This window comes from Granulicatella sp. 572.rep1_STHE, assembly GCF_001073445.1.
GTDB classification, from domain to species: Bacteria; Bacillota; Bacilli; order Lactobacillales; family Aerococcaceae; genus Granulicatella; species Granulicatella adiacens.
The window spans coordinates 1-14,192 of record NZ_JVBO01000018.1 but is presented as its reverse complement, the minus strand read 5'-3'; the positions used below and the strand labels follow the sequence as shown (position 1 = coordinate 14,192).

Genomic DNA, 14,192 nt, shown 5'->3' with positions numbered 1-14,192 from the left:
GGAAGAGATTTATGGAAGCACGACTTTTCGAGAAACAACCAGGGTTAGTAAAAATGCATAAAGTCGCTAATGTCTTGATGTGGATTTCATGGGTCCTAGTTTTCTTTGCGATGTTAGCGATGGGAAACTATTTTTTGCCAGATGGTCGAATGCTCCTTTTTGTATATTCTAGCAGTGGCGGCAGTGGGGTTCCTTCTCAGTTTCTCATTGTTTAGTTGGATTTCGTATAAACTAAAAACAGTGAACGAAACGGGATGGCAGTTACTCTTAACGGGTGGATTCCTCATTACGTACTTGCTGCTTTCGATGAGACTCTTTTTTTAAGAGGAAACAAATGCAAGATGGCGCGGGTTATGGTACAATAATCCGGCAAGAATAAGTGAACATAGCGCACGAGTCGTACTCACTATGGGTGATGCAGCTCGTGTTTTTAGATGGATAGTGGTAATCGTAAGGGATGTTCTTGTTAATCAGTGGCTTCTTTACGATTATCACTATAAATACGTAACGAAGATTTGTTAAGATGCAAGTCTGATTGAAAAAGGAGAAAAAAATGAGTTTTAAAATTGGAGATATTCAAATTGACAATAGTGTAGTTGTGGCCCCGATGGCTGGGATTTCGAACTCTGCTTTCCGTGTCACTGTAAAAGAATTTGGTGCTAGTTTAGTGGTATGCGAAATGATCAGTGACAAAGGGATTCAATTTCGTAATGAGAAAACATTAAGCATGCTTCATATCGAACCAAACGAGTATCCACTCAGCGTTCAAATCATGGGCGGAAATAAAGATACTTTAGTTGAAGCGGCGAAATACGTGGCCGCAAACACAGAAGCGGCGATTATCGATATCAATATGGGATGTCCTGTAAACAAAGTGATTAAGGCAGAAGCCGGAGCAAAATGGTTACTAGACCCAAATAAAGTGTACGAAATGGTTGCAGCAGTAGTTGACGCAGTGGACAAACCTGTGACGGTGAAGATGCGTACAGGATGGGACCACGAGCATTTATATGCAGTGGAGAATGCGCTGGCTGCAGAACGTGCCGGAGCAAGTGCGGTTGCGATGCATGGTCGTACTCGTGTTCAAATGTATGATGGGAAAGCCGACTGGGAAATCCTTGGCGAAGTGAAGAAGAACTTAACGCGTATTCCTTTGATCGGAAATGGGGACGTTCGTAGCCCGGAAGATGCCAAACGCATGATTGATATCGCAGGCGTAGACGGCGTTATGATTGGACGTGCAGCCTTAGCGAACCCATGGATGATTCGCCAAACGGTTCATTATTTAGAAACAGGCGAATTACTTCCTGAAAATACTGTTCCAGAGAAAATCGAAATTGCGAAATTACACTTACAACGACTTGCGAATCTTAAAGGCGAAGCGGTCGCAACGAAAGAATTCCGCAAACTGGCAGGCTATTACTTAAAAGGAGTGCCACGTGCCTCAAAAACAAAAGTAGCTATCAACGAAGCTGAGAATTTACAAACAGTAGAAGCGTTATTAGACCAATTCGTGGTTGAACATTTAGAACGTGAAGAACGTCAAAAACAACGCTTGGCAGAAATTTAAGCAAAAAGCCTTGAAATACTTTCAATAAAGCCTCTTCTTTTGGTACAATAAGGAGAGTTATGAAGAACAAGGACAGTTCAAAGGAGGAACAAACGTGTCTTTCGAAGTAGAAACACAAGAAACATTAAATGACCAATTACAAGTTCGTCGTGAAAAAATGAGTCAATTACGCGAAAAAGGAATCGATCCATTCGGTACTGGATTCAAACAAAAAAATACAACTGAAGAAATCCACAACCAATTTGAAGGAGCTACAAAGGAATCTCTTAGTGAACAAGAGCCTGTAACGGTTCAAATTGCTGGACGCATGATGACAAAACGTGGAAAAGGGAAAGCTGGTTTCGCCCACATTCAAGACGGCAAAGGCCAAATCCAAATTTACGTACGTAAAGATGCTGTTGGAGATGATGCATACGAAGTCTTCACAAAAGCAGACTTAGGAGACATCGTTGGTGTTGTGGGGACTGTCATGGTCACAAACACTGGTGAGTTATCTGTTAAAGCAGAACAATTCGTTCATTTAACAAAAGCACTTCGCCCACTTCCTGATAAATATCATGGATTAACAAACGTAGAACAACAATACCGTCAACGTTACTTAGACTTAATTAGTAACCGCGACAGTTTCGACCGTTTTGTAACCCGTAGTAAAATCATCCGTGAAATCCGTCGTTATTTAGACGACCGCGATTACTTAGAAGTTGAAACTCCAGTACTACACACTTTAGCGGGTGGGGCAAATGCTCGTCCATTTATCACACACCACAATGCGTTAGACATGGAATTATACATGCGTATTGCTACAGAGTTACACTTAAAACGTTTAGTCGTTGGTGGTATGGAACGCGTATACGAAATCGGACGTGTGTTCCGTAACGAAGGAATCGACACCACTCACAACCCTGAATTTACTTCAATTGAAATCTATACAGCTTACACAGACTATAAAGATGTCATGGATTTAACAGAAGGAATCATCTCAGATGTTGCCAAGAAAGTATTAGGAACAACATTAGTTCCTTATGGCGAACATGAAGTGGAATTAAAAGCCCCATGGAAGAGAATTCATATGGTAGATGCGATTAAAGAAGTTACAGGTGTTGACTTCTGGCCACAGATGACGGACGAAGAAGCACGCGCCATCGCGAAAGAAAAAGGCGTGAAAGTTGAAGATTCAATGACATTCGGACATGTTGTGAACGAATTCTTCGAAACATTCGTTGAAGAAACATTAATCCAACCAACCTTCATCTACGGACATCCAGTGGAAGTATCTCCATTAGCGCGTAAGAACGATGAAGATCCACGCTTCACAGATCGTTTCGAATGCTTCATCTGTACAAAAGAGTACGGAAATGGCTTCACAGAGTTAACAGACCCAATCGATCAACGTGAACGTTTCATGAAACAAGTAGAAGAAAAATCTGCTGGGAACGACGAAGCGCATCCGCACGATGAAGACTTCATCCAAGCGTTGGAATATGGTTTATCTCCAACGGGTGGGGTAGGAATCGGAATTGACCGCTTAGTCATGTTACTAACAAATAGCCAATCAATCCGTAACGTCTTATTATTCCCAACCATGAAAAACTTAGACTAATATCAAACTTAGTGCCCCGTTTAAGGTTTGCCTTAGACGGGGTATTTTTTTGTATAACTGCAATTACCATATATGATAATTTCGAAAAGTGGTTCAAGTAAACAGGTCAGATTTAGAACACTAAAAGTAACAAATGTTCACAGGGTTGTAGTTGACTTTCTAAACATTTGATTATACTATGAAAAAAAGTTGGAAGAGAGAGCTTTTCCATACTGAATGTTATAGACGAAAGAGACCTGCACGCGATTCGAGCACGGCTTGAATGGGGTGTTTTTTTACTAAAGGAGATCTAATGAAATATTTTAAACAGTTTGGATGGATCATGATTGTGACCTGTATTGGTGAAATCATGAAATATTACATCCCGCTTCCGATTCCGGCAAGCATCTATGGCCTCGTCTTAATGATGGCTGTATTAATGACCGGTGTTGTTAAAATTGAAAAAGTATATCAAGCAGGAACGTTTTTAATCGAGATTATGTCGTTAATGTTTATTCCAGCTGCTGTTGGAATTATCGAATCGTGGGATCAATTGCATCGTATTATCGTGCCAGTATCCATCATCACGATTATTACGACTTTTGCCGTGATGATTGTTTCGGGAAAAGTAACGCAATACGTCCTCGAGAAAGGAGTCCAAGATGGTGAATCAACTCGTTCTTAATACAGCAACAATTGGGCTCGTGATTAGTATTATCGGCTTTGAAGTAGGCGTGTTTTTACGTGATCGATACAAATGGCCAATCTTCAATCCGCTACTTGTAGCGATTATTTTTGTAATTATCGTATTAAATGTCTTTAACATCGACTATGATAGCTATTATGCGAGTGCGGATAACTTAAGCTATTTATTGACGCCCGCAACGGTTTGCTTAGCGATTCCGTTATATCAACAAATCGAGCAATTGAAAAAGCATAAAGGTGCCATCTTTGCAGGGATTACTGCAGGGGTGTTGACGAGCTTATGCACCGTTTGGCTATTATCTTCGCTTTTCCAATTAACGCACGAAGAGTACGTAACTTTATTGCCAAAATCAATTACCACAGCCATCGGTATGGGCTTATCTCAAGAGTCGGGTGGATATGTGACGATTACCGTAGCGGTGATTATTCTTACAGGGGTTCTAGGAAATATGTTCTGTGAAATCATCTGTAAAGTAACAGGTATCACGCATCCTGTCGCAAAAGGAATCGCAATTGGAACGTCTTCTCATGCGATTGGGACAGCACGTGCCATGCAATTAGGGGAAGTCGAAGGTGCGATGAGTGGGTTATCCATCGTGATCTCAGGGATTATTACCTTAGTAGGGGCTCAGATTTTTGCAGGATTTATTTAAATGAAAGGTTGACGGTGGTTGGCCTTTTTATTTTGGCCGGTATGACGGACAATAGATATAAATAGCATATAAATTTCACAAAAAAGAAGATATTTTGACCGAAATGGTCATTGACGAGTTATAAATGTGGGTGTACACTATGGATGTAAACGTTTAACTAAAATAAATATCAAGAAAGGAGGAAGTCTAATGGTAAGTACCATAAAAGATATTGCAAAAGCAACAGGTGTTTCTATTGCGACCGTTTCGCGTGTGATAAACGATTTGGGTGGTTACAGCCCTGAAGTTGAGAGAAAAGTTCAACAAGCAATTAAGGAACTTGGATATAGACGTAACGTGAATGCTCGGAGTCTCGTAAGTAACACATCTAAGATAATTGGAATCATTATGCCTGATGTTGCAACATCTTATTATGGCGATATTGTCAGTGGGATTGAAGACGAGGCAAGTGTTCACGGATATAATGTTATTTTGACCCATGCAGGTGTTGAAGGAAACAGGCTACACGAAAGCTTAGAAATGATGTCTGAGCGTCGTGTGGACGGAGTAATCATTTTTTCTTTGTCACTAGAAGAACATGATATTGATGTGATTGTCGATTTAAATATACCGGTATTACTGATTGCCACAGAAGTTGCAGGCAGCCAGATTCCATATATTAAGGTTGATGATTATGCAGCATCTTATGCGGCCGTTGAATATTTAATCCAGCATGGACATTCAAAAATTGCTCTAGCTGGGGTTAACAAAACTGACCCGATTGCTGGAGTTCCAAGGATTCAAGGATATAAAGATGCATTATTATCACATGGAATAACACTAGATAACCAAAGAATTCAGTATGGAGACTTTAGTTTTGATGCGGGTAAAAAAGCAATGGATGCATTCAGTCAGTTAGAAAATCCCATAACAGCAGTTTTCTGTGTTAGTGATGAAACGGCATTAGGAATTATTTCTAGATGTTACGAAATTGGGAAATCTGTACCTGATGACATCTCTGTAATTGGATATGATAATTCAAAGATTTCTTACATGTCATCACCACCAATCAGCACTATTGCTCAACCATTTTATAAGATGGGAAAATTGGGCTGTAGTCGTCTAATATTGTCGATTGGTACTAAAGAAAAAATCAGTTCAGAAATAATACCGTTCGAATTAGTTGAAAGAGCTTCTGTAAAAACGTTATAGGAGTTATTGTGAACATTACGTAAACGTTTAAGTAAAAATCCTAAACGACATGTATTGCCCATTAGAAAGCTATAGAGAACTTTTTTGTTAAGAAAATGATGAAAACAAGAGAGGATGATAATCATGAAAAATGATTGGAGCAAGAAAGTAAGAGCCGCACTCGCGTTAATAGCACCGATGGTTTTAGTGGCTTGTGGGAATAACACGACTAGCGATAAGAATAATGATGCAAAAGAAAATGAACCTATCACAATGAAGATTGGACAACAAACACAACCAAACTCGAAGTTACCAGAAGGAGATTCATATGCAAATAATGCCTATCGTCGCTTAATCAAAGATAAACTTAACATCACAATTGAAAGCGCTTTTGAAGCGAACGGGGATGATTATGATCGCCAAGTAGCGCTTGCGATTGCCTCCGGAGATTTACCAGATATTATGACGGTAGATAGAGACGAGTTAGAAGAATTAGCGAATAATGGCCTTATCGAAGATTTAACTGATGTTTTTAATAAATATGCTAGCGACAATATTAAAGCAGTTTACAAATCCTTTGATGATTTTCAATTAAAGGCAGCAACTATTGATGGACAATTAATGGCAGTTCCAGGGGTCGGAAATGATTTCGGACCAAATCTTGTATGGATTCGTCAAGATTGGTTAGATAAATTAGGAATTAAGCTCGATCCAGATGGCAACCATGCAATTACATTGGATGAACTTGAATCGACTGCCAAAGCTTTTATTGATAAAGATGCTGGTGGAAAAGGGAATACAAAAGGACTTGCTTTCACACCTTGGCTTTCTGCTGATAACCACGGTGGAACAGCGTATACAGCTAATCCAATTATGAATGCTTTTGGTGCTTATCCTAAAGTTTATTTACCAACGGATAGTGGAAAAATTGAATATGGTTCAAATACTAAAGAAATGAAAGAAGCTCTTGGATATTTGAACAAGCTTTATAAAGAAGGAATTCTAGATAATCAAGTTGGTACACGTACTTATGATGATATCAATGCGATGAATATCAATGGTGAAATTGGTATTGTTACTGGTCCATGGCATTTCCCAGATTGGACTCTTGTACAAACTCGAACAGCAAATCGTGATGCTCTATATACTCCATATGCTATTGAAGGTAAAGATGGAAAAGTTAGTGGTGTTCAAAAACCAGGTGCTGGTGGCTTTGTTGTAGTAAGAAAAGGATTTGAACATCCAGAAGCTTTAATTAAGATGTTGAATCTAATCTTTGACGAAGTGCCAAATGATAATAATATGGAACAAGATTTCCCTGAAATTTATCAATATGCTCAAAAAGCAGTTGATGGTTCAGTACGTCCTATGAATATTGAAATGTTCAAAAATCTAAGTGAAATTGATGATGCAGTGACTGCTTCTAATGCTGCTGAAGGAAAATCTAGTATTGATGATATTCATAACTTCACAGTGAAGAATAATGCTAAGCATATTAAAGCTTATTTAGATAATCCGAAAGCTTCTGACCCTACAGAATTTGCAGTATACTCTTCACGCTTATTAGCAGTTCGTGATGTAATGGGTGGGGTTCGTAATGAAGGAATTTATAAAGAAATCAAACCTGTTTCAATTGTTCAAAAAGTAAAAGCAACTGAACGTAATGGTGCTCAAATCGGCAAATTAGAAGAAGAAAACTTTATTAAATTTGTGACTGGCGAACAATCACTTGATGATTTTGATAAATACGTAAGTACATGGAATGAACAAGGTGGTTCAGCAATCATTAATGAAATGCAAGAAATTGTTAATAAACAATAAAAATAATGAGTGGAAAACACTATAACCAATATTTATTTGAAATAAGTAGGTATTGAACAAAAAGCCGAAGCAGACGGTCTCATACAGCAATAAGGATACGCAGACGAGCGCTTAGGGGAAGTCATTTTTCCTTAAGTGAATCTCCTTAAAATAGGGCTGATGCAGAGCGAATGTTTCAGGCTTTTTGTTTAGATTAAATTATGAGAAAGCGAGGGGTTGAATATGGAAATGACAACTACAAAACCTGACAATAAGAAAAAGAAACGTAAATCGTGGCTTTCTAAGGACCAATGGCTTTTCTTGGGGATGATTGTCCCTGGAATGATCTTCATTTTCATTTTCTCTTATATTCCAATGTTTGGGGTTGTAATGGCCTTCCAAGATTTTAAACCAGCAAAAGGTTTTCTTAATTCAACTTTTGTCGGATTAGATAACTTTAAATACATTTTCAATTTACCAGATATTTGGCAAGTAACTTTTAATACAATGTTTATAGCGATTGGGAAAATTATTTGGAATACTATCATCCCTATAGCATTTGCCATTTTATTAAATGAAATTCGATTAAAATGGATGAAACGTACGATGCAAACCATAGTATATCTTCCATATTTCTTATCATGGGTAATTTTGGCAAGCGTTATAGTGAACCTTTTTAGTTTAGATGGAACAGTAAATCAATTACTGCAGAGTATCGGATTGCAACCAATTAATTTTCTAGGGAAAAATAGTGTCTTTCCACATTTGCTTATTTGGACAGATGTTTGGAAAGGGTTCGGATATAATTCAATCATCTTTTTAGCTGCGATTACTTCTATCGATCCAGGATTATATGAAGCAGCTACGATGGATGGAGCTTCATGGTGGCAAAAGGTTCGACATGTAACGATTCCAGGGATGATGCCATTTATCATTTTGATTACTATTCTTGCGTTGCCAGGAATTCTTAGTGCAGGGTTTGATCAAGTATATAACTTGTATTCTCCACCAGTTTACGCCAGCGGGGATGTTCTCGATACGTATATATACCGTATTGGTTTACTTAGTCGAGATTATAGTTTGGGTGCGGCTGTCGGATTAGTGCGTTCGATTGTAGGATTAGTTTTAATCTTTGGTTCGAATAAGCTTTCCGAAAGAGTTACGAACCGCGTTATGTTTTAGGAGGGATAACCATGAAAGAAAAATTTGGAATAAGACAATTTATCATTTATGTTGTCGTTATCTTACTGACTTTATCATGCTTAATCCCATTAATGAATGTTATTTCGCTATCCTTTAGTAGTTCACAAGCGGTAGCGTCTAATAAAGTTGGGTTATGGCCAGAGGAATTTACGTTTGCTGCGTATGAAAAAATCATTAATGATGCGCAATTTTGGCGTTCGTTTGGAATTAGTGTGTTTAGGGTTGCAATGGCGCTAATCATTAATTTATTTATGATAGTGACATTGGCATATCCATTATCAAAATCTGTGAAGGTATTTCGTTCAAGGAAAGTCTTTATGAATATTATGGTGTTTGCGATGCTCTTTAGTGGTGGTATGATTCCAAGTTATTTAGTTGTTCGTTATTTAGGACTTATCAATAGTGTATGGGCACTTATTTTACCAGGCGCTGTTCCAATTGGTAGTGTTATTCTTGTAATGAACTTCTTCAGAAGTGTACCAAAATCATTAGAAGAGTCTGCACTACTGGATGGGGCTAATCCTTGGCAAATTTTAACACGAATTTATATTCCGATTTCATTGCCATCTTTAGCGACCGTATCATTATTCAGTATTGTCGGTAGTTGGAATGACTTCTTTGGAGGTTTAATTTATATCACAAAAGTCGAAAATTATCCTTTAATGACATATATTCAATCATTATCCGTAAATATTGCTGAAACGTTGCAAAAAGCGGGTGGTATGTCAACACAACAGTTACAAGCTTTACTATCCGTTTCAAACAGAAACTTGAATGCTGCCAAGATTGTGGTTGCTATCGTACCGTTATTAGTTATTTATCCATTCTTACAAAAATACTTTGTTCAAGGTATTGTTGTAGGCGCTGTGAAGGAGTAAGAGAGAAATGAATGAATTTTTTAAACTAGATAATGTTTTCTTTCGAGTGATGAATAAATGCTGGAATTATTTGGTGCTTAATTTTATGATTTTGCTAACTAGTTTACCTGTTGTAACAATTGGTGCTTCACAAATAGCTGCACATACAGTATCTATTCAATTAATTGAGTATACTGATACGAACGTGACGAGAGTGTTTTTCCGTGCTTTTAAAAGCAATTTTAAGAAAGGGACTATAGTTTGGATAATTCAATTAATGGTAGCTGTGCTTTTGTGCATCAATGGATATTATTTGATGCACATAGATGGGAATTTATTTGTTTTGATGGGGACAATCTTTTTAACCCTCATTTGGATTCAAATTTTTCAGTGGGGGTACTATTGGATTGCTCGTTATGAAGGGGATTTGAAACAACAGTTAATAGCATCTTTTAAGACAGGAATTGCTTTTCCTTTGGAGAACACGGTTGCTTTATTCTGGTTACTAATCCCAGTTTTAATAGCTGGATTATCAACTACCTTTTTCATTTTTATATTATATATGAGCCTATTTCTTGTTCTCAGCATTTGCCAAATTCAACGGACAAAGCAATTGTTAAAAGTTAGTCGAACATTAGAACAGAATACATAGCGCTAGAGTAATTAAAATTACTTAATGAATAGTATTCTGTCAAAAGAGAAAGTTTAGTATAATTAAAATGAGAATGTATTCAATCGATTGCACTGAAACTAATAATTTTAAAGTTATTAGTTAAAAAATAAGAAAAGAGAGATTATTATGGAAAAACATTGGTGGCAAGAAGTCGTCGTTTATCAAATTTATCCACGTAGTTTTAAGGATTCAAACGGAGATGGGATTGGTGATTTAAGAGGGGTTATTGAGAAGCTCGATTATTTACACTCACTTGGAATTGGAGCGATTTGGCTCTCTCCAGTTTACAAGTCTCCAAATGACGATAATGGTTATGATATTTCTGACTATGAAGACATCATGGACGAGTTTGGAACGATGGCGGATATGGAAGCATTAATCGTCGAAGCCGATAAACGTGGCATTAAAATTGTGATGGACCTTGTTGTGAATCATACGTCTGATGAACATCACTGGTTTATTGAATCAAGAAAAGGAAAAGACAATCCGTATCGTGATTACTATGTGTGGGCGGACCCTGCAGAAGATGGGGGAGCGCCAACCGATTTGCAGTCTACGTTCTTAGGAAGTGCATGGAAATACGATGAAGCAAGTGGTCAATATTTCTTGCATTTATTTAGTCAAAGACAACCAGATTTAAATTGGGAAAATGAAAAAGTTCGCTGTGAAGTCTATGACATGATGAATTTCTGGATTGATAAAGGCGTTGGTGGATTCCGTATGGACGTGATTGATTTAATCGGGAAAATTCCTTTAGAAGGGATTACTTCAAATGGTCCAAAACTTCATGAATACCTACAAGAAATGAATAAAGCGACCTTTGGAGATAAAGATTTATTGACCGTTGGGGAAACATGGGGAGCGACACCAGAAATCGCGAAACTCTATTCAAACCCAGAACGTCATGAATTATCGATGGTCTTTCAGTTTGAACATTCGCTCTTAGATAATGAACCTGGTAAAGAAAAATGGGACCTTAAACCGCTCGATGTAAGTGAATTAAAGGCGGTTCTTTCAAAATGGCAAACAGAACTTGGAGATGAAGGGTGGAACTCTCTGTTCTGGGATAACCATGATTTACCAAGAATCGTGTCCCGCTGGGGGAACGATAAGGAATATCGTGTTCGCAGTGCCAAAGCTTTTGCCATTTTATTACATATGATGAAAGGGACGCCTTATATTTACCAAGGGGAAGAATTGGGATTGACGAATACGCCAGTTTCTAGCATTGAAGAGTTGGATGATATCGAGTCGATTAATATGTACCATGATCGTATCGAAAGAGGGTTTAGCGTTGAATCCATTATGGAGTCTCTAAATGCAAAAGGCAGAGACAATGCGCGTAGACCAATTCCGTGGACTGCCGAAGCAAATGGTGGATTTACGACGGGGACACCTTGGCTAGCGCTCAATCCAAATTACAAAGAGATTAACGTAGAGGCGGAACTCCAAAATCCAGACTCTGTATTCCATACGTATCAAAAATTGATTCAGCTTAGAAAAGACCATCCAATCGTTGTTGGGGGCGATTATGAGCTACTTGAGACTCATTCTAATGTGTTTGCATATTATCGCACGCTCGGGGAAGAAAGATGGTTGACGGTCGTGAATTTATCGGATTCTGAGGAAGAAATCACTGTGAATGCCCGATTTGATAAGGTTTTAGTCGCAAATACAGAGGATGAGATTACAGATTTACACGCTTATAAGCTTTCTCCGTGGCAAGCCTTTGTGGTGGAATTGTCTGGCAATTGAAACAACTTTCATATATAATGTAAGTGCATAAAAGTATATGGAAAAATGTGAATTTTTTCAAAAGTTAAATTTTGAAAATTTAGCCCTAAGAGTATTGGAATTATCGTGATTTTTGTGATATCATACTTTTTTCATTCTACAAATATGATAAAATATGGTATAATAGTTTGAATAAAAATAAAAGGAGAAAGGGGATGGACGATGAAAGCATTTTTAGCAAAATTACAAGAAGGTTTTAAATCATTAGGCTTTGCGAGTCAATTGGGAATAGCGCTAGGCCTATCTTTAGCGATGCTTGCTGGAGTATATGCGCTATCTCAAGATTTGAGTCCCTTGCCAAAAGTAACTCAAGTTGTAGAAATGCAAACGACAGATGCCACATCGTCACATTCTCCAAATCATTCCGAGAAAGCAGAAAAAAAAGAAGTAGCTCAAAAGAGGTCTGAAGAGTCTTCGACCACATTAACGGTAGAAGCTCCAACGACAGAAGCTGTAACCACTGAGGAAAAGAAAGTCGCGCCTGAAATACCAAATCAAGAAACAAAGGCGGTTGTCGCAGCAAGTCAGGAGATGCCAACCACTGAAAAATCCTTTCCTCAAACAAAGGAATCCGCCGCGGTCACTTCAACTGAGCCAACGACTGTTCAAAGAGATGTTGTAACGTCTACGTCTACAGTTGCTACTACGGAAACGACTGAAGTGACGACTGCAGCTTATCGCTTAATTCCGTTAGGTAATAGTAATAAAGATTTTGAAACTTACCAAGAGGCTATCCAGTATATGAGAGATAAACTAGATGAGTCTTCAAAAGCCTTTGAAGAAGGTAAGCAAGATTGGGTTTACTCAGGTAGAGTTTATGGTGTTCCTTGGAGCGATAGCCGTACTACATTTACGGTAGATTTGATTCCAAAGGTGATGACACCTCAAACACCAGATACAAGTGGTATTTCTACAGAACCCACTCAGTAAACAATTCATGATGACACTTTGCAAGTTGTATTTTGCAAAGTGTTTTTTTGTGGAATGAATATATTTACTTAAAAGAGTTAGGTATGTTATACTTATATTATATTTTACTAGGAGTGAAGAATACATGGAATCAAAAGGAAGAAAATGGTTAGGAATTATCATTTCGATTATCGTGATTGTAGGTGTTGCGTACAGTCGTTATAGAAGATATGAAGCCAAACAAGAAAGAAATAGAGCACAACAACAGCAAATTGAAAATGCAAAAGCTGTACAAGAAGCAACAAAAAAAATAGATGAAGATGCGAAAAATAAACTTAGTGAACAGTTAAAAGATGCTGCGAAAAAGGCTGGAAACATTGCTAAAGGCATTGAAAAATTAAAAAATGCTGAAATGAATAAAGAAATTGAAGATGGATATAACATTGTTAAATTAGATGGCAAATATTTAATTGTGAAAGATAGCGATGTGGATCAAGCGGTTGAATTAGCAGGTGTAACAGATGCTCATGTAATTCCAACGAATGACCAAGATCGTAATCAAAACTACAATGTTTTAGTCGTGAAAAAAGATGGCGAATGGCGTGTAGTTGATGAAACTAAAAAAGGGGAAGATGTTCTTGTATTAACGGGTGAAACAATCACTGCAGATACAAAATTCCGCTTAAAAGATAAAACACTTTATATTGAATAATATGAAAAAGAGGCTGGTTTTCTGATATGTACCCCCTTTACTGGACAAACCAGTAAAGGGGGTATTTATTATGCGTTACTCATCAGAGTTCAAAATGAAATGTGTCGAATTATATCGACAAGGAATATGGGCCGAAACGCCTGAAAAAGTTATGAAGAGTAGTTTTCGGAAAAAAATAGTAGAATGGGATAAAATTGAAAAAATTCACGGCCCTAAGGGGTTAGAGCGCGTTAAAAAGCAGAGAAAATGGTCACAAGAAGAAAAATTGACATTTGTTCTACAGGTTTTAAATGGGAAAACTCTTACAGAGGTTTCTTTTCCAGCAGGAATTAATCACGGATTATTAAGTTCTTGGGTTCACAAGTATCTAACTTATGGATATAATGGTCTAAAGAATGAGAAAAGTGGACAAGCATTATCTAAGGAGCCTGTTATGAATAAAAAACTTGTATCAGATACCCTTTCAGAATCAGAACGAGAAGAATTAATTCGTTTGCGTGAACGAAATGCATATTTAGAGGCTGAAATTGCTGTTATAAAAAAACTGAGAGCCTTGAGAAAAGAACA

The 14,192-nt window shown here is 37.6% G+C and carries 14 protein-coding genes; all 14 read left to right on the top strand.

Features of this window, described 5'->3' with window-relative positions:
* Nucleotides 1-11: 11 nt before the first annotated feature.
* Entirely contained in the window at nt 12-215 is a 204-nt protein-coding gene (locus ADH99_RS03575; protein WP_049554927.1) for a hypothetical protein, read from the top strand.
* A 338-nt stretch (nt 216-553) separates the two neighbouring features.
* Nucleotides 554-1,570, top strand: a complete 1,017-nt coding sequence (gene dusB / locus ADH99_RS03570) for a tRNA dihydrouridine synthase DusB (protein ID WP_049554926.1) — start codon at nt 554-556, stop codon at nt 1,568-1,570.
* Nucleotides 1,571-1,664: 94 nt separating this feature from the next.
* A complete protein-coding gene (lysS, locus tag ADH99_RS03565) occupies nt 1,665-3,170 on the top strand; it encodes a lysine--tRNA ligase (protein ID WP_049554925.1) in 1,506 nt (501 codons plus the stop codon).
* Between the two features lie 292 nt (nt 3,171-3,462).
* Nucleotides 3,463-3,834: a CidA/LrgA family protein gene (locus tag ADH99_RS03560; protein WP_049554924.1), complete on the top strand. Its 372-nt coding sequence runs from the start codon at nt 3,463-3,465 to the stop codon at nt 3,832-3,834.
* Nucleotides 3,812-4,507, top strand: a complete 696-nt coding sequence (locus tag ADH99_RS03555; RefSeq protein ID WP_239652339.1) for an LrgB family protein — start codon at nt 3,812-3,814, stop codon at nt 4,505-4,507. The genes ADH99_RS03560 and ADH99_RS03555 overlap by 23 nt, the downstream gene beginning before the upstream one ends.
* Nucleotides 4,508-4,696: 189 nt before the next feature.
* Nucleotides 4,697-5,698, top strand: a complete 1,002-nt coding sequence (locus tag ADH99_RS03550) for a LacI family DNA-binding transcriptional regulator (RefSeq protein ID WP_049554923.1) — start codon at nt 4,697-4,699, stop codon at nt 5,696-5,698.
* Nucleotides 5,699-5,821: 123 nt separating this feature from the next.
* A complete protein-coding gene (locus tag ADH99_RS03545) occupies nt 5,822-7,498 on the top strand; it encodes an extracellular solute-binding protein (protein WP_049554922.1) in 1,677 nt (558 codons plus the stop codon).
* Nucleotides 7,499-7,726: 228 nt separating this feature from the next.
* On the top strand, nt 7,727-8,659 hold the full coding sequence (locus ADH99_RS03540; RefSeq protein WP_371327443.1) for an ABC transporter permease: 933 nt from the start codon (nt 7,727-7,729) through the stop codon (nt 8,657-8,659).
* A gap of 11 nt (nt 8,660-8,670) precedes the next feature.
* Nucleotides 8,671-9,558: a carbohydrate ABC transporter permease gene (locus ADH99_RS03535; RefSeq protein WP_049554920.1), complete on the top strand. Its 888-nt coding sequence runs from the start codon at nt 8,671-8,673 to the stop codon at nt 9,556-9,558.
* A gap of 7 nt (nt 9,559-9,565) precedes the next feature.
* On the top strand, nt 9,566-10,189 hold the full coding sequence (locus ADH99_RS03530) for a YesL family protein (protein ID WP_049554919.1): 624 nt from the start codon (nt 9,566-9,568) through the stop codon (nt 10,187-10,189).
* A gap of 147 nt (nt 10,190-10,336) precedes the next feature.
* The gene (locus ADH99_RS03525) at nt 10,337-11,965 is read left to right on the top strand and encodes a glycoside hydrolase family 13 protein (protein ID WP_049554918.1); all 1,629 of its coding nucleotides are present in this window, start codon (nt 10,337-10,339) and stop codon (nt 11,963-11,965) included.
* Nucleotides 11,966-12,166: 201 nt separating this feature from the next.
* The gene (locus ADH99_RS03520; RefSeq protein WP_049554917.1) at nt 12,167-12,934 is read left to right on the top strand and encodes a hypothetical protein; all 768 of its coding nucleotides are present in this window, start codon (nt 12,167-12,169) and stop codon (nt 12,932-12,934) included.
* A gap of 124 nt (nt 12,935-13,058) precedes the next feature.
* A complete protein-coding gene (locus ADH99_RS03515) occupies nt 13,059-13,625 on the top strand; it encodes a hypothetical protein (RefSeq protein ID WP_049554916.1) in 567 nt (188 codons plus the stop codon).
* Nucleotides 13,626-13,695: 70 nt separating this feature from the next.
* On the top strand, nt 13,696-14,192 hold a 497-nt coding region (locus ADH99_RS03510; RefSeq protein ID WP_049554915.1), incomplete at its 3' end, for a transposase.

Excerpts from the sequence above, each read along its gene's own strand:
- ADH99_RS03515 (WP_049554916.1), top strand. The coding sequence starts at position 13,059 with ATGGAATCAAAAGGAAGAAAATGGTTAGGAATTATCATTTCGATTATC.
- ADH99_RS03545 (WP_049554922.1), top strand. The coding sequence starts at position 5,822 with ATGAAAAATGATTGGAGCAAGAAAGTAAGAGCCGCACTCGCGTTAATA.
- ADH99_RS03575 (WP_049554927.1), top strand. The coding sequence starts at position 12 with ATGGAAGCACGACTTTTCGAGAAACAACCAGGGTTAGTAAAAATGCAT.
- ADH99_RS03550 (WP_049554923.1), top strand. The coding sequence starts at position 4,697 with ATGGTAAGTACCATAAAAGATATTGCAAAAGCAACAGGTGTTTCTATT.
- ADH99_RS03520 (WP_049554917.1), top strand. The coding sequence starts at position 12,167 with ATGAAAGCATTTTTAGCAAAATTACAAGAAGGTTTTAAATCATTAGGC.
- ADH99_RS03530 (WP_049554919.1), top strand. The coding sequence starts at position 9,566 with ATGAATGAATTTTTTAAACTAGATAATGTTTTCTTTCGAGTGATGAAT.
- ADH99_RS03555 (WP_239652339.1), top strand. The coding sequence starts at position 3,812 with ATGGTGAATCAACTCGTTCTTAATACAGCAACAATTGGGCTCGTGATT.
- ADH99_RS03540 (WP_371327443.1), top strand. The coding sequence starts at position 7,727 with ATGACAACTACAAAACCTGACAATAAGAAAAAGAAACGTAAATCGTGG.
- ADH99_RS03535 (WP_049554920.1), top strand. The coding sequence starts at position 8,671 with ATGAAAGAAAAATTTGGAATAAGACAATTTATCATTTATGTTGTCGTT.
- ADH99_RS03525 (WP_049554918.1), top strand. The coding sequence starts at position 10,337 with ATGGAAAAACATTGGTGGCAAGAAGTCGTCGTTTATCAAATTTATCCA.
- ADH99_RS03560 (WP_049554924.1), top strand. The coding sequence starts at position 3,463 with ATGAAATATTTTAAACAGTTTGGATGGATCATGATTGTGACCTGTATT.
- dusB (WP_049554926.1), top strand. The coding sequence starts at position 554 with ATGAGTTTTAAAATTGGAGATATTCAAATTGACAATAGTGTAGTTGTG.